The following is a 23,498-nucleotide window of genomic DNA, read 5'->3' on the forward strand; positions in this document are numbered from 1 at the left end:
CATGAAGCTGGGAATCATAGGGCTGGATTCTTCCCATGCGGTTCAGTTTTCAAGAATCCTGAATGGGGAGAGGGAGCCGTTTCATATTGGAGGTCATCCGGTGACCGCAGCGTATCCGGGCCCTGTATCACAGGATTTTGATATGAGTCGGGACCGGATGGAGAACTTTACCAGGAAAGTTGCCGGCGATTGGGGAGTAAAATTATATTCATCCATCGCAGAGGTGATGAAAAATTCAGATGCGGTCTTTCTGGAACAGGTCGACGCAAGAAGGCGGCTGGAGCAGTTTCAGGAGATGGTCTGCTTTGGGAAGCCAATCTATGTCGATAAACCGTTTGCGTTAAATACGGTGGACTGCAGAGAGATGTTCAAGCTGGCGGAACAGTATGGAGTACCGGTTTTATCTACTTCCTCTCTCCGCTTTGCGGACGGCCTTACAGCCGCACTGAAGCAGTGTGAGTGGCATTCTGTGATTGGAGCCGATTTCTTCGGCCCCATGCCGTTTACCGCTACGCAGCCGGGGTATTTCTGGTATGGGGTCCACATGGCGGACATGCTTTACAGGACCATGGGGACGGGATGCAGCAAGGTTTCCGTCATCCATACCAGTGAGCATGATATCATCACCGGAGTCTGGAAGGATGGGAGAATCGGAAATATCCGGGGAAACCGATGTGGAAACGGCAACTTCGGAGGAACCATATTCCATGAATCCGGCAGTGTGTTTATCGATGTATCCCAGGACAAGAGAGGGTATTATGAGTGTCTGGTGGAACAGATTATCCGGATGTTCGATACCGGACAGAGTCCCGTTACGAGGCAGGAGATGACAGAGGTGGTCCGTTTTCTGGAGGCCGCAGGTGAGAGCCTCACGACCGGGCGGGAAGTGGTATTATAAATTAAGGAGAGATAAAATAGATGATACGAATAGGTGTTTTGGGCTGCGGCTATTTCGGGGCAGAATTTGCCAGAGCCATAAAGGAGAGGGAGGACGTCCAACTGGCGGCGGTTTACAGTCCCGGAAAAAGTTCGGAGCGGTTAAGCCGGGAGCTGGGCTGCCCACGGGCTTCCTCTGTCGATGAGATCATGGAAAATGCGGATATCGACGCCGTGATCATTGCCACGCCGAACTATCTGCATCATCAGCATGTACTGGCGGCGGCCGGAGCGGGAAAGCACATTTTCTGTGAGAAGCCGTTTGCACTGAACGCAGAGGATGCCGCAGAGATGGTGGAAGCGTGCCGGAAGGCAGAGGTAACGCTGATGGTGGGTCACATCATGCATTTTTACCAGGGAATTGCCAGAGTTAAGGCGATGATTCAGGATGGCTTTTTCGGTGATATACTCACCATGCATATCGAACGTACCGGATGGGAGCAGAAAAAGGCGGAAGTGAGCTGGAAGAAGATGCAGGAGAAATCCGGAGGCCATCTATTCCATCATATTCATGAGATTGATATTATGCAGTGGATCATGGGAGTGCCTACGGAGATGTATGCGGTGGGAGGAAACTTAGGGCACCGCGGGGCAGAGTTCGGAGATGAGGACGATGTGCTCCTGCTGACCGCCAGCTTTAACGGAAATGCATTCGCAACGCTTCAGTATGGCTCGGGTTTCCGGGTGGGAAACCATTTTATCCGTATTAACGGCACGAAAGCGGGAGCGGTGATCGATTTTAAGCGTGCCGAAGTCCGTGTGATCAGTGATGCGGGGGAGACGCAGTTTCCGCTGTTTGAGGATGAGAAGAGCGCGAGGGCGATCTGCGAGCTGTTTGCCCGAACCGACGGCGGTATCTCCTACGGATCCCCGGAGGAACGGCCTCCGGAGTATATTCTGGTCTCTCTGCGGGAGGAGCTGGAGCTGTTTCTTCATGTGGTAAGCGGGGGAGAGATACCGGAAGACAAAAAAGATTTATTTGACGGATCATCGGCGGTTCATTCGGTTATGATTGCGCAGATGGGATGCTGTGTCAGAGGGAGGAAGTCATAAAGGAGAAGGAAAGAGGGCTGCATCATAAGATGATGCAGCTCGTGTGGATTGATATTATAATATTTTTTCTGATCGCGGGGGCCGGCGTGATTCTGTCACAGCGCATCTACCGCCAGGATATGGAGACGGAGACTTCTAATGTATTTGAAGCCTCCTTTTCGAATATAGAAAACACGCTTCATTTTGTCGAAAACATCGCTTTTAACATCATGAATGACAAGACGGTGAAGGAGGCGCTGCGGGCGGTAAACCAGGAGAGGGAGGACCGCTACGCACTGGTAGATGATTTGTATTACCGTCTGATTACCGGATCGCTGGTGGCAAATGACGCAGTCTCCATTATTGTAACAGACTTAGAGGGACGCCAGTACGCGACGGGAAGCCTGGACTACAACCTGACAGAGGAGGAGCAGGAGAAAATCAGGCTTCTCATGGAGGAACGCTCTTCCAGAACGGAGCCGGTGTGGCTGGAACGGGGGAATGGCCAGGAACTGCTCTATGGCCGGGAACTCTATGACACGCCGTTTGGGGGACACCGCCCGCTGGGCATGATACTGATCCGTGTGAATCTGGATAAGATGATGGCGGAGAGCAGGCAGGGAAGCCTTGCAAAGGGCAATATCGTAATTTTTTACCATGAAAATCTCATTTACGCGGGAGACAAGCGAATCTTTGACAGCCCGGAGCTGCTGGATTCTGTGAGAAAAGAAAAAAATGGAGGCTCCGGACGGTATTTCAGGACCGAGGGGGAGTCTGAATTTCCCGGGATTACGTATCTGGGGTATGAGAGATACAAAGAGATGATGACATCGACGAACACGCTGATGATATTCTTTACAGCGGCTATTTTATTCATATTAATTGCGTCATTTCTGGCGACGGCCCGTGTGGTTCATCACATAACGGCTCCTATCGCATTTTTGAGCAAGAAAATGAAAGCGGTGGAGGAAGGGGATTTTTCGGTACAGATTGACAGAGACCTTTTGGATACGGATATTATGGAATTCGAGGAACTGGCGGCTAACTTCAACCTTATGACGGGAGAAATCGGCCGGCTGGTGGAAGACAATTACTTAAGGACAATCAAGGAGAAGGAGTACCAGATCAAGGTCCTCCAGGCGCAGATCAATCCCCATTTCCTTTATAATACGCTGGATGCCATTAACTGGCTGGCCATGGACAGCGGGCGGCCTGAGATATCCAGTATGGTTCAGTCTCTGGCGACTCTCTTCCGTGAAGCGACGAAGCAACAGCAGTACTTAATCCCGCTGAGGGAAGAACTGACACTTTTATCGTGCTATGTAACGATTCAGAAAATACGGCTGGAGGAACGGCTGGAAGTGGCGTTCACCATCCCGGAAGAGTGTATGGATATGAAGATTCCCAAGCTCTCTCTTCAGCCGATTCTGGAAAATTCGGTGAAATACGCGGCTGAGGTTACCATGAAGCCGTGTCTGATCGAAATCAGGGCCAAAAGGAAGGGAAACCGCCTGATTCTCTGCATTTGGGATAACGGACCGGGGATTCCGGAACAGATCCTGGCACAGATCAGAGAGCGGCGGGTGCCTGACAATACGGGAATCGGCCTGTTAAATATCGAGGATCGGATTCAGATGCTGGGAGGAACCGGCAGCGGGTTAAAGATTTATTCAAAAAAAGGGCGGGGAACATGGATTACGCTGTGTATCTGCCAGCCAGGAGGTGAAAGCAGTTGAAATACCGGGCGCTGATTGTAGACGATGAACGCATCATAGTAAATGGAATTATGAGACTGCCGATCTGGCTTTCTCTGGATATTGAGCCTGTGCCCGCCATGACGGGCCTGCAGGCTTTGGAATTAATGGAGCAGTACCGGTTTGACCTGATCATTACAGACATCCGCATGCCGGAAATGGACGGCCTGGAATTTATCTCTCAGATGAGAAAAGTGTACCCGGACATACCGACAGTGGTTCTGTCCGGCTATGATTCTTTCGCCTATGCAAAGGAGGCTATCCATTACGGTGTTTCTGATTATCTGTTAAAGCCCATTTCCCAGTTGGATTTAAGCGATACAATCACCAGGATTTTTCATGAGATAGAAGAAAAAAAGGAAGCCCGGCAGCAGGAAGAGATGCTGCGCGGGACTGTAAAACAGACGATCCGGGATGCCAATGCCCAGCAGCTGGAAAATGGCTTGCTGGGGGGGCCGGACAACGGCCGTCTTGACCGGCTTCTGGGCTCCGGTTATATCTTGGCGGAGTGTATTCCCTGCGAGAGGGAGGAAGAAAATCTGGGAGGTCTCAATATACTCCTGGAAAACATAAAACAGATCGTCCTGGGACCCCGCCGGGACAGCAGGGCAGTCGTCACGCTGTTTATGGGCCACGTTGTATTTGCGGTAAATCAGGAAACAATTGATTTTGGCCGTCTCCTGTCGGGAATCCGGGAATGGAGTGATAAAAACGAATACCCGTTTTCTGTATCCTGGATTCCGGTTACCTCCGGGGATTGTCTCGCAGACCGCTACAGCCTCCTGACCAGAATTTCCTCATACCGTTTCTACTACGACAAGTTCTGTATCTTATCCGAAGAAGAAACGAAATCCGCAGAAGGGGAGCCCTGCTTTAACGCACTGGAAGAAGCCGTAAAGGACGGAAATGCGGAGCTGGCTCTGACAGAGATGGAAGATGTGATATACGACCTGAGGCGCTTAAACAAGTCTCCGGAAGAAACAAGGACCTACTGTGCCAGACTCTATCTTCTTCTGGCCAAATACACGAATGAACACGTTCGGGAAACCGGAATTGTCAGGCTCTTAATGACGAGTGCCCGCACCGACTTTAACGGTCTGGCGGCCATGCTTCGCCAGCTTTTAACACAGTGGGAGACTGACAGGTCAGAGAAGAACCAGGCCAGCTTCAGCAGTACCGTGCAGAAGGCCATGCTGTATGTACACGATCATTTAAGCGACGAGGGACTCTCTATCGCCGCAGTAGCCGGAACGGTTCTCTTCATCCACCCGGACTATTTCGGCAAGCTCTTCAAGAAAGAAACCGGAATTGCATTTACACGGTACGTCATGGACTTACGCATGGACCGCGCTAAAAAACTGATCGCAGAAAGGCCCGACATCAAGGTCTATGAGCTGTGCGAAGCCACCGGCTTCGGTGAAAATCCTCACTACTTCAGCCAGGTCTTCCGTTCCTGCTGCGGATGCACGCCGAGCGAGTATAAGAGGGCGATGGGGAATGTGAAATAGAAGCTTTGTTATTTGATTTATTTTAGGAAAAGGTGAGACGATTATATAAACTGTGGATGTTTGTGGCTTGATATGCAGTCGTTCTTTTTTCAGAGTTGTCCGGGAAGGTTACTAAATTTTCATATTGTATACCTTTGCTGATTTGTCCATATGATTGCCTGTTCATGTAAAATATCCTGTAGAAAAATATAGGACCCCGCTAAAGCAAGGCCCTAATTTGAGCGTTTTTATTCGACTCCAAAGAATCTATCCGTTTGTGGTTGACGCATAACCCACGGTCAGGCTCCACAGCAGGCTGCATACCGGCACAGTCAACTTGAAATGATTGGAAACCAGTTGCCGGGGATATTACAAAATATCATTTTAAATTATCTAACGCCTGAATCAAAGCCAAAATCGTAAGTGACTGTCCATAGGCCATCGGCGCAATCAATATCTTTTTGTAGTGTTCCCTGTCAGCCCCCATCCCGGTGCCGCCTGACACGTTCAGCACGGTGCCTTCCTCATCGATATTATTCATGACGGCCCGGACGCCCTTCCAGGCACAGTCCAGATAGGAATCATCGAGGATACCAAGCTTGATTCCCTTTAAGATCCCCGCGGTGATGGCGGCGGAGCCGGAGACCTCCTCGTAGCTGGCCGGATCATCGAGTACGGTATGCCACAATCCTGACTGGCTCTGCAGCTTCTTTAACGCACGGACCTGGCTCTTATAAGTGTTTACAATAAATTCCCGGACGCCCGCATCCAGGCTGCCCTTAAACATCTCCAGATACTCCAGAATCCCCGCGGTAAACCAGCTGTTGCCGCGGCACCAGAAGACGCCTCCGAAATTATCGCGCGTATTGAACGTCCAGCCGTGGTAGAAAAGACCGGTTTTCTTGTCGTATAAGTATTTGATATGTAAGAGTACCTGGTGGATGGACTCGCTGATCCAGTCCTGGCGGTTGTATTTCTGGCCCATTCGGTTTAAGAAGAGAACGGTCATGAACAGGGTGTCGATCCACATTTCATTTTCATTTAAACGGACGCCCAGGCGGTCGCCGTTGGCGCTGGTCACGTGCTGGAAGCCGCCTTCCTCCGTGCGGGGGAGGCAGCGCATCAGCCAGTCGGCCCAGCTTAAGCAGAGAGACTCAAATTCCGGATCGGGGCAGATTTCGTTTAGCTGTACCAGCGTCAGCAGCGGAGTGGTGGTGTTGATGTTGCGGGACGGAAGCCCCTCGGCCATGTTGCTTTTAAACCAGCTGCATAAGAACTTGCGGTATTCGTCCTTTTTTTCAACCATCATGATCTTGTAGAGACCGTATAGGCCGACGCCCTGCGGCCAGTCCCATTCGCTGATTCCGAAATCACGGCGGAAGAAGCCGATGCTTTCACCCCCGTTCTCCAGTTCTGTTTCATTTTCAGGGCCGCCGAGCGTTAAGAGCTTATTTACGACCAGGTCAAGCTTTCGGGTGATTTCTTCTTTTTTCAGTTCCTGCATGAGTAGGAGACTCCTTTCTTATAGAAAATTAATGGGTTTTATTATATAATGGTTCCAAATGCTGCAGACAGGAGGGACGAGGCATGGAAGCCGTCATCTATTACGCCAGGACCGATGGCATCGAACTGGAACGAATGATACGCAAGGGTCATTTTAATATGCATGGAAAGCATTTCCACAACCAGTATGAGATCTTCTATCTGCTGGAAGGGGAACGGCGTTTCTTCTTTGACAACCGTTCTTATCTGGTAAAAGGCGGATCGCTGATTCTGGTGGATGAAAACTCGATTCATATGACCACGGCGAACAGCGAACAGGAAATCGGCCATGACCGCATTATCCTCTATGTGGAGCGGGATAAAATGAAGGAATTTGACCGGCTGTTCCCGAATCTGAACCTGGTTAAGTTTTTTCACCAGCACTATGGGGTATTTCCGCTGAACGAAAGGCAGCAGAGGGAGTTTATCGACCTCTATACCAGGCTTCAGGATGAATTTGACAGCAAAAAACGAAATTACAGGGCCATGATCGAGACGGAAATTATCCAGTACTTTATTCGTTTTATGCGTGAAAATCATACTCCGGCCATTGAACATACGGATGTGAGCGCGCCTTCCAAATACCAGAATATCTACGCGGTGGCCGACTATATCTCGGAGCACTTTGATGAAACGATAACGCTGGATCTGCTGGCCGACCAGTTTTATATCAGCAAATATTATTTGAGCCGCACCTTTAAGGAAATTACGGGTTACGGCATTAGTGAGTATTTGAATATTCACCGCATCAGGGAGGCGAAGAGGCTGCTGGAGGAGACGGATTTGAGCGTGCAGCAGATTGCCCGTAAGCTTGGATACGAGAGTATCACGTATTTTGAGAAGGTGTTCAAAACGTATATGACCATGTCTCCCTTGAAGTATCGAAAAACAATGAATACGGTGACTTATACCAACGGACCGACGAGTAAACCGTAAATGCCGGCCCGTTGTTTATGCACTTTTTTATCACGGTCACATTGTAGCATGTATGAAAGATTTTATGTTATCAGATATTGCGGATTCGAGTGGAAAATCAAACTATATTGTGGTCAGGCACTACGCTTTTTAATCCCTTCTGGATAGGGGCGTGGGTTTGTGATATGCTGGAAACGTATAGAAACGGTTGAACGATCGGGATCAGGAGAAAAAGGATGGTTGGGATCTATTTTAGCGGAACGGGTAACTCGAGATACTGTGTGGAAAAATTTTTGGAGGAATATGAACCGCAGGCTGAGGCATTTTCCATCGAGAATGAAAATGCGGCGCTGGAAATAGGGCGTCAGGACGAGATTGTTCTGGGCTACCCGGTACAATTCAGCAGCATACCTAAGATTTTGAAGGATTACGTGATTTCCAATCATGAGATCTGGAAGGGCAAAAGAGTCTTTATCATTGCCACTATGGGGCTGTTCAGCGGGGATGGGGCAGGAATTATGGCCAGGCTGCTGAAGAGATACGGCGCCGTTATTACAGGCGGTCTGCATGTGAAGATGCCTGACAGCATTGGCGATGAGAGAGCTTTAAAAAGGCCATTGGAGAAAAACAGGGAGCTGGTAGTGAATGCCGGCAGCAAAATAAAGAAGGCCGCTGCCGCTTTAAAATGCGGGGAACCGCCCCGGGAAGGCCTTGGGGTTCTCTGGCATCTGGCCGGATTGTTTGGGCAGAGGCTGTATTTCTTTTATAAGACAAAGGAATATACTGATAAGCTGAAGATAGACGCAGGTCGGTGTATTGGCTGCGGAATGTGTGCCAACCTGTGCCCTATGGAAAATATTCAGGTAAAGGATAAAACGGCTGTGCCGGGAAAGCGGTGTACGATGTGTTACCGCTGTATCAACCAGTGTCCGGTGCAGGCAATCACACTGCTGGGAAAGCGGGTGGTTGAGCAGTGCGATATAAAGAACTATTTATAGAGGGCATTCGGCTCTGAACACAAAAACGCATAACTATGATGTTTATGCGTTTTTGTGCATTTATATAATTGTTACTGCAAATGTGACCAGCAGTAAATACTTACGTATCCCCAACCACCGGAAGCGTAGATCCACCAAACGGCATAACGAGTACGGAAGCCTCCGCCCCTAATTCCTTAAAGGCCTGATCGACAGCCTCCTGAACGGACGAGAACGGTGTCATAAATATATTTCTGACGAATTCTTCCTCCATGTGAGAGACGAGAAATACCTTCGCATGTTCCAGAACCATGGCGATCGCCGCGGCCTTATGGCCGCCCAGCTGGAAATCGGTCTCGATACGCTTAATTAAGTCGGAAGGCTGGTCCGCGCCGAGCATCCATTCCTCAAAGACCCGTTCGCCCATGCCCTCCCGGCAGGAGCCGACCAGGACGATGATTCCGTTCTCTTTAACCGCGTATTTACCATTTTCCAGGGCTTTCTGGGTCTGGTAGAGATTCAGATCCTTTGGAGCGCCGCCCTGGGATACCAGGACGATGTCTGCCTTGCGGCTGATCTCTTTCCGGTAAAAACGGTCCAGAAAACGGCAGCCAGCCCTGTGGGCCGTGATGATATCCCCGCAGACGGAGTAGACGATCTGCTTGGTCTCATCCAGAACCACATTGACAATAAAGTCAACTGGACAGCAGACAAGAGCGTCCTCCAAGTCCTTCCGGAGGGAATTGCCTTCCAGCTTGCCGGCGCACGCATCGGGTCTGACCATGCGGGAGTGGTTGGCCTGGATCGCCGCCCTTGTGGAGACTCCCGGCATGATAGCCTTAGCTCCGCCGGAATATCCGGCGAAATAGTGGTATTCGATGTTGCCCAGACAGATACGGCAGTCCGCCTCTGCCACAGGACGGCAGATGTCTACGGGGGTGCCGCCGGGCGTGGTGCCCATATGAACGAAATCAAATTCCGAGGAATCGACACAGCGCACCTGGCGGTAGACGGATTCCCCGACGAGATGGAGCTTTTCTTCCTCCGTCTGTGTCCGGTGGCTGCCGAGGGCAAATACGATGGTTATCGATTCCGGTTTAACCCCGGCCGCATACATGCGTTCCAACAGCTGTGGGAGAACGACGTGAGAGGGCATGGGGCGTGTGATATCGCTTGTTACAATGACAATTCTTTCCTTTCCTTTTACAATCTCCTCCAGGGAACGTGTTCCAATCGGATGGGAGAGTGAACGATTCACTTCCTCCGCCCCGGTGGTGGCGACGGTTACTTCATTGGGATAGAGAATTCCGTCTACGTTTTTATCAGGCAGCTCCACAATCTGTGGGGTGGTGCCGAAGCCTATTTCCAGTTTCATACAATCAGTTCCTCACTTTGCGTGCGACTTCGCTGCGGACCGCCGCTTCTCCTACGGCTCTGGCGACGGCAGCGCTGACTCTTTTATCCAGTGGATTTGGAATAATACAGTCCTCAGACAGCTCTTCATCGGTTACCAGACCGGCGATAGCCGCTGCGGCAGCCATTTTCATATCCTCGTTGATATCGGAAGCCCTGACGTCCAGCGCTCCGCGGAAGATTCCCGGGAAGGCTAAAAGGTTGTTGATCTGATTCGGGAAATCGGAGCGTCCGGTGGCAACGACACGGGCGCCGCCGGCTTTCGCCTCGTCCGGCATAATTTCGGGAACCGGGTTAGCCATGGCAAATACGATAGAATCCGGTGCCATGGTGGAAATCATGGCCGATGTTGCAATCCCGGGGGCCGATACTCCGACGAAGATATCTTTGTCTTTGATAATTGTCTCCAGCGGACCGCGTTCCTGGCGCGGATTGGTGACAGCGGCCATCTCCTGCTGGGCCGGATTCATAAAGGACTCTCCGGGGGCCAGCGCCCCGCATTTGTCCGTCATCACGATGTCACGGAAGCCGTGAGACATGAGGAGGCGGCAGATGGAGATTCCGGCAGATCCGGCGCCGCTGATCACGACCCGAGCAGTCTCTTTCTTCTTTCCGGTCAGCTTTAATGCGTTGATGAGACCTGCCAGCACGACGATGGCCGTCCCATGCTGATCGTCGTGGAAGACAGGGATGGACAGCCGCTCTTTCAGTCTTCGTTCAATTTCGAAACACCTGGGGGCGGAAATGTCCTCCAGATTGATGCCGCCAAAGGTGGGGGCCACGCATTCCACGGTCCGGATGATCTCATCCACGTCCTTTGTAGCCAGACAGATGGGAAATGCATTGACTCCGGCAAATTCCCGGAACAGGATGCATTTACCCTCCATGACAGGCATGGCGGCTTCTGGGCCGATATCACCGAGGCCAAGTACCGCGGTTCCGTCTGTGACGACGGCTACTAAGTTTCCGCGGCCGGTGAGTTCATAACTCTCCTCAGGATTACGGTGGATCTCCACGCAGGGCTGGGCGACTCCCGGCGTATAGGCCAGCGATAAATCTGTTTTGTTTGTAATAGGAAGCCTGGAAACGATGTCCAGTTTCCCTTTCAGCTTCCGGTGCAGTTCTAATGATTCCTGTGCATAATTCATTTTCTCACCCTCCAGTGTGTTGTCTGCTTAAGGGGAAGGGCAGAGAGATTTTTCATAGCTCTATCATAAGGGAGAAAAGCAGGTATTGTAAAATAATAATTAATGATGGGATAATAACTAAAAGTTTTGAAAAATCGACGAAAATTTGATAAAAATTAAACAATACTTGAAATGAAGCCTGTCAGGTCTTACTATTAATAAATAATATGAATGGACATAGAATGATATAAGGCAGGAAGTTTGGAGAGGGAGAATGGTATGAAATTACATCAGCTTCAGTATTTCAGAGAGGTATGCGCACAGAATGGAATCACAAAAGCGGCGGAGACGCTTCATATATCCCAGCCAGCCGTCTCCAATGCGATCAAGGAACTGGAGGAAGAGTTTCATGTCAAGCTGTTTAAGAGAGTGGACAAGAGGCTGATTCTGACGAAGGAAGGCGCCTATTTTCTCCTGGAGGTGGAAGAGCTGCTGAGCAGGGCCAATGCCCTGACGCAGAAAATGTACCACTTGGGAACGCAGAAAAATCTGATCAGAATCGGGCTTCCGCCGATGATCAGTGTGATGGCGTTCCGGCTGATCCAGGACTTCCACTCCGCCCATCCGGAGATCGAGCTGGAGCTGTATGATGAGGCTTCCCTTACCTTAAGAAGGATGCTTCAGGAGGATAAGGTGGATGTAATCATTGTTAGCGGCATGAACACGGACTTTACGAACCTGGGGTTCTGCAAGCTTCAGAGGAGCGAGCTCCTGTTCTGCGTGAACCGGAATCACCAGCTGGCTGGTGAGCCGTGCGTATCCATAGCACATGCGGCGCTGGAACCGGTGGTGATGTTTAAGAGCAGCTTCCATGTAAGGGAAAAGGTGCTGGAGCGTTTCCATGAAAATGGCTGTACACCCCGTGTCATGTGGACGACGCAGCAGCTCTATACGCAGCTTCAGCTGATCCGGAACGGGATGGCGGCTGGTTTTCTGTTCCGGGAGATCGTCGAAAATGAAGAGGATATAACCGGAATCCCGCTGGACCCGCCTATGGAGACCGACATTGAGATGGTGTGGCTGAAGAACGGGAAGGTATACCAGGACATCAACTGTTTTATCCGGTTTACCCAGGAACACTGCCGGAAATACGGACTGAAGTGTGTGAAGGAATGAGGATAAAAATAGTACAGACAAAGGAATTGGACAGGAAAGAGCTGTATTTTGGCTCTCTCCTGTCATTTTCAGTTATGATGAAATAATTAAATGTTATTTTACAGATCGCGCAGGATTCTATAAAATGGAAAGTGCTTGAAGGGGAAGAAACAAAGGAGTCTGTACAGTGCGGTGGGCGTTCTGACAGATCATGAGAGGTGTAAAGAAAAATAAAAATAATGTCTGGGAGGTTTCATATGTTTGCTGATAAAATATGGGGAGATTACAAGTTTCATCTGGTTATTCTGTTGTGCTGCGTTTTGGCCGAACTCGTCGGTCCTATACGGATACCGCTGGGGGGCGTTACCATTACGCTGCTTCCGTTACTGTATTCCATGATTTTCGTATTAGTCGTATATCTGATCAAACCCATCAAATTCGTAAAAGAAAAGCAGGCGGCCACGGGTTCTGCCATGCTGACCTTAAGTGTTGCCTTTCTGATGGCAAAGCTGGGAATCACCAGCGGCGGCTCCATTGAACAGGTAATCAGTGCAGGTCCGGTTCTGATTCTGCAGAATCTGGGAAATATCGGCACACTTCTGGTTGCGCTTCCGATTGCTCTCCTTCTTGGCATGGGAAGAGAGGCCGTCGGCATGACCCACGCGATGAGCCGTGAACCAAACGTGGCGCTGATCTCCGATATGTTCGGGGCGGACTCGGCCGAGTTTAAGGGCGTTATGACCTGTTATATCGTTGGAACTATTTTCGGAACCATCTTCATGAGTATCATCCCGCCGCTCTTTGTGAGCCTGGGAATCTTCACCCCGGAAGCGACTGCCATGGCCGTCGGCGCCGGCAGCGCATCGATGATGACAGCCGGCCTGGCAGGAATTATGGAAGCTGCGCCTTCTGCGAATCCGGATACACTGACCGCATTTGCAAGCATCAGCAACGTTATATCTTCCTCAATCTCTGTTTATCTGGGATTATTTATCACAGTACCGTTGGGCAATGTGATCTATAAGGCGATGAAAAAGGGAAAATAGGCCGCCCATCGGATTGGGCCAGGGCATAATGTGTGACAGGCGTGAAGGGCCGCACCAAAATAATAGAACAGTAGAGGGAAAATAAGGAGGAGTTTCGTATGGAGAAGGAAAGATTTTCTGGGATGTTTATGGATTGGGTAATGACATTTCTTGTGGTTGCCATACTTGCAACCGTTTGTAATATTGTGGGCTATGACGGAGGATTCATAGAGTCTCTTCCGGGCATGCTGATATTCGGCCTGATCAGTCTGGCGGGCCTGACTGTGAAACATTTCGTTCCTGGTAATTTACCGGCGGTAGCCTATATCGCTTTAATCGGAATGATCGTGGCAATGCCGTTTTCTCCGATTTCCGGATTCGTGGTTTATTGGGCGGGCAAGGTGTCACTGATGGCTACCGTTACACCGATTCTGGCTTATGCGGGCGTTATCGTGGGCAGAGACTGGCGTGATTTCTTAAAGATCGGCTGGAAGGGGATCGTGGTATCCCTGCTGGTTATCTTTGGTACGTTCCTGGTCTCCGGAGGAATCGCACAGGTTCTCGGAAACATTCTGTAAACGTGAAAAATAGAGGAAAGCAGGAGGAAGAATGGAATGGGGAATTTTCCATATGTAGAAATTGAGGGTACACCGTTTGAGATTGGATTTCAGCACGGAGAGCTTTTTAAGGATAAGATTTTAAACAGCATCCAGTGTTATAAGGAAATGTTTATGGATTACTCGAATCTGGAGTGGTCCAGGGCAAAGAAGCTGTCTACCAGATTTGTCGAGGTAATCCGGGACTACAATCCGGATTATCTGGAAGAGATTCGCGGAGTTGCAGAAGGGTCCGGACTGGATTTTGAAGATATTCTGGCTTTAAACTGCAGAAGTGAGCTTGTATTTGTGGGAAATGAACTCGACAAGGCCGACGGCGGCTGTACCTCCATCGGAATCAGCAGCGATGCCGGAGCGGGCGGAGATGCGTTCCTGGCTCACAACTGGGATTGGAAGACCAGCCAGAGAGAGTCCATGATTATGATGAAGATCACACAGAAAAACGGCAGGCCCACCATCTTTATGGTAACTGAGGCGGGAATTATCGGAAAGACGGGATTTAACAGCGCTGGTGTAGGTCTGTACTTAAATGCGCTGTCCACAGATCAGGCGCCGAAGGGGCTTCCGCTCCACATGGCTATGAGAGGGATTCTGGACTGTGAGACGCTGGCCGAGGCAGTCAAGGCAGCTACCAGATTTCAGCTGGGCTGCTGCGCCAACTTCATGATCGGCCATAAGAACGGGGAATGTGTGGATATTGAGATTGAAAATGAAGAGTTTGACGTGCTCTATCCGAAGGATGGAATCATCGTCCACACCAATCATTTTATCAGCAGCAGGCTCCCAATTCTGCCGAGAAAGGATATGGGGAAACGTAAGTTTACGGATTCCTTTGTCCGGCTGGGAAGAGCGGATAAACTGCTTCGAAAGAAAGGAAGCGAAATTTCGGAGGAAGATATCAAGGCCGTTTTAACGGACCACGTGGAGTATCCTTCCAGTATCTGTCGTCACGACGATGAGAAGCTGGAAAAGGGACTGCGGATGGGAACCGTATTCTCTATGATTATTAATCTGACAAAGGGCGAGATCCTGTTCTGCAAGGGAAATCCCTGTGAGTTGGAGTATGAGAAGTATCGGATATAGGTCAGAGAAGTGTCCGGATCTATGCAAAAGCGTATGACTTTTGGCGGCAGAGAGAGCCTTAGTGGCTCTTTCTGCCGCTGTTTTTTTCGGTGAGATTATTTTATGCAGTCGTGATATCAAGGCGGCCTTTTAAGGAATCAGACAGAGGTCCGCCCCCAGAACTCTTCCATATATCTGACTGCGTCGGGGGAATCCAGTTCCAGCTTTTCAATCAGCTTTTTACGGGTATCATCATAGGAATATCCTGTTTCCCGGCAAATGGAAATCAGAGCGCCGGCGCCTCTTTCTATGCCCTTTTCAAATCCATCTTTCACCAGCATTTGACCTAATGGTGTCATGAATAGCACCTCCTTTACCTGGTTTAAATCGTCTTTTGACAGAAACTTGTTTGCAAGTGTATACAGGACTGCCTGCATCTTTTTTAAATCTGTCTCTGATATAGCGCCGGATTTAGTGATCAGCTGATTTGCCAGAATAATCCGGTCTTTTTGATTCGTGGTACCAGACATCAGTGTGGTGAGCAGCAGGGGGACAAGATCAGAACGTTCCAGCTTTTCTCCGCTTTTCTGCTTTTCAAACAGCCTGGCAAGTAATTCATCCGCGTCTTTGTCTTTCAGACGAATCGGGATGATCCGGTAGGTGTTGTGTCCGGTCTTTAATTCTGACAAGATTTCCTTTACGGTTGATGAACAGATCACGTAAGTCGTGATATCGACGTGACAGATATACGCGGTGACTGCTTCATAACTGCGGAAGCGGCGCAGATCCTCCTCCTTGATACTGTCGCTCTCAAACTCCAGATGAATCCAGCTCTGGTCAGGCTTAATGAAGTTAAAGTCTTCATATAGCTGCTTCGCTTCCAGATGGACAAATTCCGTTTGGCCGACTGTCACACCGGTTCCGCAGTGATTTTTAAGTATGACAGCAGTTCATCTCCGAAAAACTGCATGGCGCTCTTTAAGACAAGATCTTCCGCCGGAAAGTTGTCCGGTATATCTTTGGAGCCGCCTGCATCATTCGTATTGCTCATATAGCCTCCGTTTCCAGCTATATAAGAACCTATCTCCATTATAATGTTTTTTTCAAAAACAGACAATAGCCCTGCTTATTTTTTGGTGTTATTTACATTGATTTTTGGTGAAATGGGGATTCTTAAGTCCGAACGGACGTAGAATGCCAGATGAATTGGGCAGAAAGGAATGCGGACAGAAACCGGATTCCTGTGGCGATAGCTTCTTATAAAGGCTATCATCGGTTTTGTGATAGTAGTATAACATGGACAGACGGCCCGGGACAAGCTGTTTTTCCATCCTCACGTTGCAATTTCCCCCGCATTTCCTTATAATAGGAGGACAGAGATTCACCATAATAGGAGGACAGAGATTCACCGGAATCAGTCAGGAGGAATAAATAAGAATGAAATCTTTAGTAATTGCAGAAAAGCCGTCGGTGGCGCGTGATATTGCCAGGGTCCTTCGCTGCGGAAGGAATCAAAACGGCGCGCTGGAGGGCGATCAATATATTGTAACCTGGGGGCTGGGGCATCTGGTGACGCTGGCGGACCCGGAAGATTACGACCCGAAGTATAAGACGTGGAAGATGGAAGACCTTCCCATGATGCCGGAGCAGTTTAAGCTGGAAGTGATCAAACAGACGGGAAAACAGTTCAGCGCGGTCAAGGCGCAGCTTCAGAGGAAGGATGTGGGCGAGATCATTATCGCCACAGATGCAGGCCGGGAGGGGGAACTGGTGGCCAGGCTGATCCTGGAGAAAACCGGATGCCGGAAGCCGATCAAGCGACTCTGGATTTCGTCTGTCACGGACAAGGCAATTAGGGACGGATTTGCGAAGCTGAAAAACGGCCATGAATACGACAATCTCTATGATGCCGCCATGTGCCGGGCGGAAGCAGACTGGCTGGTGGGAATCAATGCTACCAGAGCTCTGACCTGCAAGTACAATGCGCAGCTGTCCTGCGGCCGTGTTCAGACTCCGACCCTTGCAATTATCGCCGGCCGGGAGGAGGAGATTAAGAATTTTGTGCCGAAGCCCTATTACGGAATCGCGGCAAAGAGCCAGACACCACCGCTCACACTGACATGGCGCGACGAAAAGTCAAAGGGCTTCCGCTCCTTTGATAAGGAACGGGTGGAAGGAATTATGAAGAAGATCGAGGCAGGCAGCGGCCAGGGGCTTGTAACCGAGGTAAAGCGTATTCCGAAGAAGACGTATGCACCGCAGCTCTATGATCTGACAGAGCTTCAGCGGGAGGCAAACCGGAAGTTCAATTATTCGGCCAAGGAAACGCTCAATATCATGCAGCGGCTTTACGAAAATCACAAGGTCCTGACGTATCCCAGAACGGATTCCAGGTACTTGAGCTCGGATATCGTACCGTCAATCAAGGAGCGCCTGGAGGCCTGCGGCGTGGGCCCGTACCGGAAACTGGCCGGGCGTCTGATGAATCAGAAGATTGTGGCTAAGCCGTCTTTTGTGGATGATAAGAAGGTATCGGACCACCATGCCATCATACCGACGGAGCAGTTCGTACAGCTGGACCATATGACTGTGGAGGAACGCAAAATCTATGACCTCGTGGTGCGAAGATTCATCGCCGTTCTCTATCCGCCTTTCGAGTACGAGCAGACGGAGCTTACGGTAGAACTGGCCGGTGAAAATTTTGCCGCAAAGGGCAGGATTGTAAAGAGCGCCGGATGGCGGGAGGTCTATGAGGGGCAGGATGACGACGAGGATGATGGGGAGGATTCGGAGCGGCAGGAGATACGCGCGCAGAAACTTCCGGATGTAAAGAGAGGGGACAGGATTCCGAAGCTTTCCGTCACAATGACGGAAGGAAAGACGAAGCCGCCGGCTCCATTTAACGAGGCGACACTGCTTTCCGCTATGGAAAATCCCACCGCCTATATGGAATCGAAGGATAAAGCTATGGCGAAGACGCTGGGAGAGACAGGCGGTCTGGGTACCGTCGCCACCAGAGCAGATATTATTGAGAAACTGTTTTCCAGCTTCTTGCTGGAGAAACGGGGGAAGGACATCTGCCTGACCTCCAAGGCGAAACAGCTTCTTACCCTGGTTCCGGAGGATTTGAGAAAACCGGAACTGACTGCTGACTGGGAGATGCGGCTGTCGAAAATTGCGGATGGAAAGCTGAAGCGTGCCGCCTTTATGAAGGATATCCGCTCCTATTCCAATGAATTGATCTCCCAGATTAAAAGCGGAGAGGGCCAGTTCCGCCACGATAATGTGACAAATACAAAATGCCCTGTCTGCGGCAAGCGGATGCTTCTCGTAAAAGGGAAGAACAGTGAGATGCTGGTGTGTCAGGACAGGGAGTGCGGCCACAGGGAAACCGTAGCCAGAACCAGCAACGCACGCTGCCCGGTCTGCCATAAGAAGATGGAGCTGCGCGGAAAAGGAGACAGTCAGATCTTTGTATGCAAATGTGGTTATAAGGAAAAACTGTCATCCTTCAAGGACCGCCGGGCCAAGGAGGGCGCAGGCGTATCGAAAAAGGACGTGGCCAAATATCTGAACCAGCAGAAGAAGGAGGGGGAGGCGCCGATCAACTCAGCGTTTGCGGATGCGTTTGCAAAATTAAATTTGGATAAGAAACGATAACAAAGAGAGACTCCCCTGTATTGATGAACAGGGGAGTCTCTCTTTGTTATTTTTTAGTTTACGGTATTCAGGGTTGTGTCAAGGGAATGACACCCTTTTATCTTATTTTGATAATGTATTGTCTGTCTGATGGATACTTAATATAATCATTTTATTTGTGTACCTCTTGCTCCAGGACCAGGAATTGATCGAAATCACTTTCAAAAAGACGGTCCTGGATAATCCGATATTTCTCAAATTCGCTTTCTGCAAAAGATTTTGCTATCTCATGGGTTACTTTCCCGTCGTCCTGCAAAATCTCATGGACAGCCCGTTCATTATTAACTTTAAACCCCACCGCAATAATCATCTGGAGATTGTAGTGATCCAGTTCCCTGGAAACCTGACGTTCTCCTTCCGTTTGAACTGTTAAGTATTTCTTAATAGTTGCCATCGGCTCCAGCTCGTGATCAGCATAAATGCGTTTGATATGCTGACTGATAGCTGGTACAGAAACTGGTTTCCTGTTCTCCAGTGGATGCAACATAAGTCAGATATTCAGCGGCGGAAGAACGAATGGAGATCTCATTTTTTTCTTATTTGTCATAGCTTTATTCTCCTTTTTAAACCTGTGTTTTTTTTTATATCACTCCATTAAAAAATGCGATAGATGGTTTTACAATCATCTACCGCATTCTATTTTAAGCTATTGCACCCAGGTTCCATCTGCACCGACTTCATATCCATCCGGTGTTGTTGTGTTTATGAGAAGCTTTCCCATAGTCCCATCCGATTGCTGATTGAAGTAATACCATTTGCCGTCGATGAAATGCCAGCCGACATACATATGCCCCATGGTACCATCTGAAATGGGATGCAGGTAGTAACGGTTTCCTTCATGTTCGAACCAGCCGGTTATCATATATCCTTCTTCTGAGAAGTAATACCATGATTTTGTGCCATTCCAGTCCAGATAAATCCACTGGGCCTTAGGCTGTGTTCCATTCTTCAGGGTAAAACGCCACCCATATTCATCCTGAGTCCAGGTTCCGCTGTTCGGATCTGTGGCTGTGGTATAAGATGAGCTGGAGCCGGAATCAGAGGAGCCATGATCAGGGGCAGGCTTATTATCAGGGTCAGGAGCCGGATCATCAGCGGTACCGAGTGCCTTACCTGTCTCAATCCAAGTCGGATACTCTTCTTCAATCAGTACATCAGCCAGATCATTATCGTAATAGGTAATCGTGCTGCGGGTCGCATACCAGATCAGGTTATCTGAAGCCGCTGCATTCCAGTCGTTTACCTTTGGCTGTTCAGGACGTTTTGGATCGACATCAGAGTACAAAGGTTTGAATTTTCCGGATTTATAAGTGTAGTTGGAGGCCCAGGTGCCCAAGCCGTCGTCAGCAAAGCTGGTGTCCAGGATACCCGGTTCTGTTCCATCGAGCAGGAAGACGTCAAAACCATTCTGCATGGACAGATCGGAGATATAAACCGCTTCCTTATCTTCAATTTTTACCTCTTCCAGCCATTCTACGGCGCTTTCAACTGCTTCCTTAATCATGTCTTCCGGATCACAGGAATACATCAGATATTCGGCAATATCAGCGGTGGCAAAGGCGCTCAAAGATTCTCTCTCATAGGTGCGTCCCATAGCTGCCTGACCGTCCTCCCCGTATTGTGAGGCCCAGCCTGTTTTCTTTCCGTCATATACCAGCTGGCTGTCGAGAATAAAATGATCTCCGGCCTTAATTGCCTGGGCGATTTTTTCAGCACCGACTGTGTTTTTTACGTCTTTTAATGCATTGCTGCTGTCAACTCGTCTTAACAGACGGAGCACATCTGTGGTAATTTGGTCGGTGAAGACCAGATTTGCACGAAATCCTTTGGGATTAGCCGGATTCATCTGCCAGCCGCCGGTGGCATTCTGATTCTCTAACAGGAAATGGATTCCTTTTATCAGGGCTGATTCATAAGCTTCATCTGGAGTTTCCATAAGACAATCAGCAATATAATTCAACTCAGCAATTGTAGCTCCCTTTTCTAAGGTAGATTCGGAGACCAGGCTGCCTCTTCTTCCTTCCAGATTTTCCTGTGCCATGTCCGTCGCTTCAGGCAGAAGTCCAAAACCACCGTCTGCATTCTGTATGGCAGTAATATTTTCTGCTATTTCATCACTGATTTCAGCATCTCCTTTAAGAATCGACCGGTAGTTGACGCCATAATCATCTGAAACAGCAGCCAGATCCGGAGTCAGCTCTGTTTTAAAAATTGGTACGGCGGCATAAAAACTTTTCACATTGCCATCTGTGTAAATATCTGCCTGAAATGTATGAAGCACATAGGCTACAGGAAGATAGGTGACATAATAGTCTTCTGTCATATAAGGATTTAAGCCGTTGTCTTTTGCATTGATTTTTTTGGGAACCTGGGAGGCGGAAAGTGCGTTGCCGATCTTTACGCCATTTAAGGTGACGTCCCTTTTGCCAATTTCCAGAACCAGTGTATCACCGTTCATGACAATGGTGATCTTATTACCGTCCTCCCTGTAATGGGCACCAATCTGCCGGAACATTTCCGCCATGGGAGCCAACAGGGAACCATCGCTTCCGGTTTCCTCATAATTACCTTCCGCCAGTACATTGCTGTTGGAATCCAGCCATACCCGGTCGTAATCATCTATCATGAAAACAGGATCAAGAGTATTGAACCAGACACGGCGCACTGTCATATCAGAAAAATCATACTGCCCTCTGACCACACTGGCAGTTCCTTTTGCCGCAACTGCGGTATAGCCTACTACGGTAAGAGATACTGCCGCAATCATGGTACTGGCCATTACTAATTTATGTATTTTCTTCATTAGTTCTTACCTCCGTCTGCATTTGAGCCTGTAGCGACAGGTGCTGTCTCTTCGTTCTTTTCTGCATTGGAACCGGTTGCGGTCTTTGCTGTTTTTGCTTTGTTTTCCAGCTCCAGCTGTTTTTTCTCATAAGATTCCAGAGCCTTTTCCCATTTCTTTAACTGATCATTGGCTTTTTTCTCAATATCAGTCTGTACGAAGGAATAACCGCTTCGGCGCTCATGTCCTCCTACGTTGTGATCCAGCTTTGCAATACTGTCGCGTCCGGAATAGATTGGATAAAAACCGTCTGCATCATCAATGGAATCGTAGCTGCTTCCATCCTTGTCGAGTCCGTAAAAACGGCCATAGGTCTTTTTTGTTGTGCCTGTATAGACGTATCTTCTGTCTTTTCCGAGTTCTCTGGTACGGTCACTGATATTAATGGACTCATAGCCTTCGACTCCAATTTCCTCTGTCCAGTGTGCAAAAGAAGTGATAGCAGTCTTTACTGCATCAGAAGGTTCTGTAATATTGGTCAGAAGGTTCATGATAGCCTGGCTTTCCGAGGTACATATGGAGGGAAGTTCAAAGGCGCGTCCAATAGTAGGTTCACCGGTTTCCGGATCGTACTGCTGTGCCCAGGCGGTTAATTCTCCGTCTACTGTGATCTGAAGCTTTAAAGTGCAGTCAAGCGCTTTATCCCACATGGCATTTAATTTTTCGATGGTGATGTTATGTTTATCCGGTGTATCATCGGTGAGAGCCTTGCGTACCCAGGCGAAATCCTCACACAGAGATGAGTCAGTCAAACCATCCTCATGGGTTAACGCGTAAACTAACTGCATAACGCTGGTCATAGCATTGTCATTAAATGTAATCAGCTTGAAATAACCGACGCCATAAGGATAGTACTGAGGCCAGCCTCCAGCCTCGTTCTGGGAATTAATCATGTAGTCCATGGATTTCCAGAATCCGTCCTCAATCGTTTCAAGTTCATCTTCATAGCCTCTGAATGAATTGGGATCTTCTTTGGCAGCTCTTAAAATTCTGGATAAGAATTTGATCTGGCCATGAGTCGCTCCATTATCAAAGGTGGAGTATGCGTGTCCATACAACCTTGAGAAGCTGTCCTCTAATAAATCGTAATCGGTATTTGTCTTTCCCCAGCCGCCGTCTTCATTCTGGTATGCAGGGTTGACCACATTGAGTGCAGCAGTAATCAGTTCTTTCTTTTTTGCTGCATTGGAACTGGAGGCAATGGATGCAATGGTGGACCAGGAGGTAGGATTTGATTCAAGCATTTTGGTGGTGTACGGCGATTTACTGTTGATAATCGGCTGTATTGCCGCGTCAGAGTAATAAAAAGCAAAGGCCATTACAAGGCGGTGCATACTTTCATCCCAGGTAACATTGGCTCCCAGTGCTTCGGCGGTAAATCTAACCGGCAGATAGCATACAGTGTACGGAGAGCCGTCTGCATCAGTTTCTCCCTCAATTTCCAGAAAATATGGTTCCAGATCTTCCGGAATGGTCAGCTGTTCCTGATTCCCATTCTTTGTCAGTACCGCATCCTGACTTCCTTCTTCCATTTCCAGAACGAGATCATTGTACTTAATGACAATCTCACCTGTTCCTGTGTCAAATTTAAGATCTGCGGTGATATCGGCAAAGGAATGCTTAAGGGGTGCCATCATGCCGTCAGGATTACCTGGCCCATATTTCATATCAACACCTATTAATAATCCCTTTTCAATTTCCTCCGGAGCAAACTTACCCCCATTTTGTTTCGTATATCTTGTTGGTTCAAATTCCGGAAGGGCAAGGAACTTGATTACCAGATCATCGACAGGCACCGTATCTCCCATTTCCGGTGCACTGCCCTGCTTGCTCGCCAGAGCGGGAAGCACATTCACAGACGCCGCCATTACAAGCAGTGCTGCAGCCAGCAATGTTTTTTTGGCAAACCTCATAA

19 protein-coding genes are annotated in these 23,498 nt (G+C 49.1%); 11 read left to right on the forward strand and 8 right to left on the reverse strand.

The window, feature by feature from the left end; genetic code table 11:
* Window position 1 precedes the first annotated feature (1 nt).
* From H8S80_RS11870 to H8S80_RS11885, 4 genes are read left to right on the forward strand one after another with little or no spacing between them, the layout of a single operon-like run.
* Window positions 2-898: a Gfo/Idh/MocA family protein gene (locus tag H8S80_RS11870; RefSeq protein ID WP_117633225.1), complete on the forward strand. Its 897-nt coding sequence runs from the start codon at window positions 2-4 to the stop codon at window positions 896-898.
* A gap of 20 nt (window positions 899-918) precedes the next feature.
* Complete coding sequence (locus H8S80_RS11875) at window positions 919-1,989, forward strand: Gfo/Idh/MocA family protein (protein ID WP_117633226.1); 1,071 nt, start codon at window positions 919-921, stop codon at window positions 1,987-1,989.
* 29 nt (window positions 1,990-2,018) lie between these two features.
* Window positions 2,019-3,704, forward strand: a complete 1,686-nt coding sequence (locus H8S80_RS11880; RefSeq protein WP_117633244.1) for a sensor histidine kinase — start codon at window positions 2,019-2,021, stop codon at window positions 3,702-3,704.
* Complete coding sequence (locus tag H8S80_RS11885; protein WP_117633227.1) at window positions 3,701-5,230, forward strand: response regulator transcription factor; 1,530 nt, start codon at window positions 3,701-3,703, stop codon at window positions 5,228-5,230. Before H8S80_RS11880 ends, H8S80_RS11885 begins: the two co-directional genes overlap by 4 nt.
* A 358-nt stretch (window positions 5,231-5,588) precedes the next feature.
* Here H8S80_RS11885 and H8S80_RS11890 read toward each other — a convergent pair whose 3' ends face one another.
* The gene (locus H8S80_RS11890) at window positions 5,589-6,713 is read right to left on the reverse strand and encodes a glycoside hydrolase family 88/105 protein (RefSeq protein ID WP_117633228.1); all 1,125 of its coding nucleotides are present in this window, start codon (window positions 6,711-6,713) and stop codon (window positions 5,589-5,591) included.
* A gap of 83 nt (window positions 6,714-6,796) precedes the next feature.
* Between H8S80_RS11890 and H8S80_RS11895 the strand changes: the two genes are divergently transcribed.
* Window positions 6,797-7,687, forward strand: coding sequence for a helix-turn-helix transcriptional regulator (locus H8S80_RS11895; RefSeq protein WP_117633229.1), 891 nt, complete (start codon window positions 6,797-6,799; stop codon window positions 7,685-7,687).
* A gap of 215 nt (window positions 7,688-7,902) precedes the next feature.
* Window positions 7,903-8,664: an EFR1 family ferrodoxin gene (locus H8S80_RS11900; RefSeq protein ID WP_025531351.1), complete on the forward strand. Its 762-nt coding sequence runs from the start codon at window positions 7,903-7,905 to the stop codon at window positions 8,662-8,664.
* A gap of 100 nt (window positions 8,665-8,764) precedes the next feature.
* On the opposite strand, the gene larAH6 is transcribed toward H8S80_RS11900, so the two are convergent.
* Entirely contained in the window at window positions 8,765-10,018 is a 1,254-nt protein-coding gene (gene larAH6, locus H8S80_RS11905) for a nickel-dependent malate racemase, LarAH6 family (RefSeq protein WP_117633230.1), read from the reverse strand.
* 4 nt (window positions 10,019-10,022) lie between these two features.
* Entirely contained in the window at window positions 10,023-11,204 is a 1,182-nt protein-coding gene (locus H8S80_RS11910; protein WP_117633231.1) for an NAD(P)-dependent malic enzyme, read from the reverse strand.
* A 258-nt stretch (window positions 11,205-11,462) separates the two neighbouring features.
* Here H8S80_RS11910 and H8S80_RS11915 point away from each other — a divergent pair, with 258 nt between their 5' ends.
* From H8S80_RS11915 to H8S80_RS11930, 4 genes are all read left to right on the forward strand, one after another.
* A complete protein-coding gene (locus tag H8S80_RS11915) occupies window positions 11,463-12,359 on the forward strand; it encodes a LysR family transcriptional regulator (protein ID WP_002602056.1) in 897 nt (298 codons plus the stop codon).
* A 236-nt stretch (window positions 12,360-12,595) separates the two neighbouring features.
* Complete coding sequence (locus H8S80_RS11920) at window positions 12,596-13,384, forward strand: DUF3100 domain-containing protein (protein WP_002602055.1); 789 nt, start codon at window positions 12,596-12,598, stop codon at window positions 13,382-13,384.
* A gap of 98 nt (window positions 13,385-13,482) precedes the next feature.
* The gene (locus H8S80_RS11925) at window positions 13,483-13,941 is read left to right on the forward strand and encodes a hypothetical protein (protein WP_002602054.1); all 459 of its coding nucleotides are present in this window, start codon (window positions 13,483-13,485) and stop codon (window positions 13,939-13,941) included.
* A 36-nt stretch (window positions 13,942-13,977) separates the two neighbouring features.
* Window positions 13,978-15,063: an acyl-CoA--6-aminopenicillanic acid acyl-transferase gene (locus H8S80_RS11930; protein WP_025531349.1), complete on the forward strand. Its 1,086-nt coding sequence runs from the start codon at window positions 13,978-13,980 to the stop codon at window positions 15,061-15,063.
* A 137-nt stretch (window positions 15,064-15,200) separates the two neighbouring features.
* Here the strand turns inward: H8S80_RS11930 and H8S80_RS11935 are convergent, their stop codons facing one another.
* Window positions 15,201-15,956: a hypothetical protein gene (locus tag H8S80_RS11935; RefSeq protein ID WP_243008003.1), complete on the reverse strand. Its 756-nt coding sequence runs from the start codon at window positions 15,954-15,956 to the stop codon at window positions 15,201-15,203.
* Window positions 15,953-16,093 (reverse strand): hypothetical protein, encoded by a 141-nt coding sequence (locus H8S80_RS34225; protein WP_243008004.1) that lies wholly within the window; start codon window positions 16,091-16,093, stop codon window positions 15,953-15,955. The genes H8S80_RS11935 and H8S80_RS34225 overlap by 4 nt, the downstream gene beginning before the upstream one ends.
* 386 nt (window positions 16,094-16,479) lie before the next feature.
* Here H8S80_RS34225 and H8S80_RS11940 point away from each other — a divergent pair, with 386 nt between their 5' ends.
* The gene (locus tag H8S80_RS11940; RefSeq protein ID WP_117633232.1) at window positions 16,480-18,702 is read left to right on the forward strand and encodes a DNA topoisomerase III; all 2,223 of its coding nucleotides are present in this window, start codon (window positions 16,480-16,482) and stop codon (window positions 18,700-18,702) included.
* 151 nt (window positions 18,703-18,853) lie between these two features.
* Here H8S80_RS11940 and rhuM read toward each other — a convergent pair whose 3' ends face one another.
* The 3 genes from rhuM to H8S80_RS11955 form a co-directional block, all read right to left on the reverse strand.
* A complete protein-coding gene (rhuM, locus tag H8S80_RS35100; RefSeq protein WP_412313685.1) occupies window positions 18,854-19,135 on the reverse strand; it encodes a RhuM family protein in 282 nt (93 codons plus the stop codon).
* A 252-nt stretch (window positions 19,136-19,387) separates the two neighbouring features.
* Window positions 19,388-21,544 (reverse strand): pectate lyase, encoded by a 2,157-nt coding sequence (locus H8S80_RS34845; RefSeq protein WP_118033147.1) that lies wholly within the window; start codon window positions 21,542-21,544, stop codon window positions 19,388-19,390.
* A complete protein-coding gene (locus tag H8S80_RS11955) occupies window positions 21,544-23,496 on the reverse strand; it encodes a pectate lyase (protein WP_117633233.1) in 1,953 nt (650 codons plus the stop codon). Before H8S80_RS11955 ends, H8S80_RS34845 begins: the two co-directional genes overlap by 1 nt.
* Window positions 23,497-23,498: the final 2 nt, after the last annotated feature.

The sequence above is a fragment of the Hungatella sp. L36 genome, from assembly GCF_014288035.1.

What these genes read in the sequence shown, in the direction of transcription:
- H8S80_RS11870 (WP_117633225.1), top strand. Translation starts at nt 2, where the DNA reads ATGAAGCTGGGAATCATAGGGCTGGATTCTTCCCATGCGGTTCAGTTT.
- H8S80_RS11875 (WP_117633226.1), top strand. Translation starts at nt 919, where the DNA reads ATGATACGAATAGGTGTTTTGGGCTGCGGCTATTTCGGGGCAGAATTT.
- H8S80_RS11880 (WP_117633244.1), top strand. Translation starts at nt 2,019, where the DNA reads ATGATGCAGCTCGTGTGGATTGATATTATAATATTTTTTCTGATCGCG.
- H8S80_RS11890 (WP_117633228.1), bottom strand. Translation starts at nt 6,713, where the DNA reads ATGCAGGAACTGAAAAAAGAAGAAATCACCCGAAAGCTTGACCTGGTC.
- H8S80_RS11895 (WP_117633229.1), top strand. Translation starts at nt 6,797, where the DNA reads ATGGAAGCCGTCATCTATTACGCCAGGACCGATGGCATCGAACTGGAA.
- H8S80_RS11900 (WP_025531351.1), top strand. Translation starts at nt 7,903, where the DNA reads ATGGTTGGGATCTATTTTAGCGGAACGGGTAACTCGAGATACTGTGTG.
- larAH6 (WP_117633230.1), bottom strand. Translation starts at nt 10,018, where the DNA reads ATGAAACTGGAAATAGGCTTCGGCACCACCCCACAGATTGTGGAGCTG.
- H8S80_RS11910 (WP_117633231.1), bottom strand. Translation starts at nt 11,204, where the DNA reads ATGAATTATGCACAGGAATCATTAGAACTGCACCGGAAGCTGAAAGGG.
- H8S80_RS11915 (WP_002602056.1), top strand. Translation starts at nt 11,463, where the DNA reads ATGAAATTACATCAGCTTCAGTATTTCAGAGAGGTATGCGCACAGAAT.
- H8S80_RS11920 (WP_002602055.1), top strand. Translation starts at nt 12,596, where the DNA reads ATGTTTGCTGATAAAATATGGGGAGATTACAAGTTTCATCTGGTTATT.
- H8S80_RS11925 (WP_002602054.1), top strand. Translation starts at nt 13,483, where the DNA reads ATGGAGAAGGAAAGATTTTCTGGGATGTTTATGGATTGGGTAATGACA.
- H8S80_RS11930 (WP_025531349.1), top strand. Translation starts at nt 13,978, where the DNA reads ATGGGGAATTTTCCATATGTAGAAATTGAGGGTACACCGTTTGAGATT.
- H8S80_RS34225 (WP_243008004.1), bottom strand. Translation starts at nt 16,093, where the DNA reads ATGAGCAATACGAATGATGCAGGCGGCTCCAAAGATATACCGGACAAC.
- H8S80_RS11940 (WP_117633232.1), top strand. Translation starts at nt 16,480, where the DNA reads ATGAAATCTTTAGTAATTGCAGAAAAGCCGTCGGTGGCGCGTGATATT.
- rhuM (WP_412313685.1), bottom strand. Translation starts at nt 19,135, where the DNA reads ATGGCAACTATTAAGAAATACTTAACAGTTCAAACGGAAGGAGAACGT.
- H8S80_RS34845 (WP_118033147.1), bottom strand. Translation starts at nt 21,544, where the DNA reads ATGAAGAAAATACATAAATTAGTAATGGCCAGTACCATGATTGCGGCA.
- H8S80_RS11955 (WP_117633233.1), bottom strand. Translation starts at nt 23,496, where the DNA reads ATGAGGTTTGCCAAAAAAACATTGCTGGCTGCAGCACTGCTTGTAATG.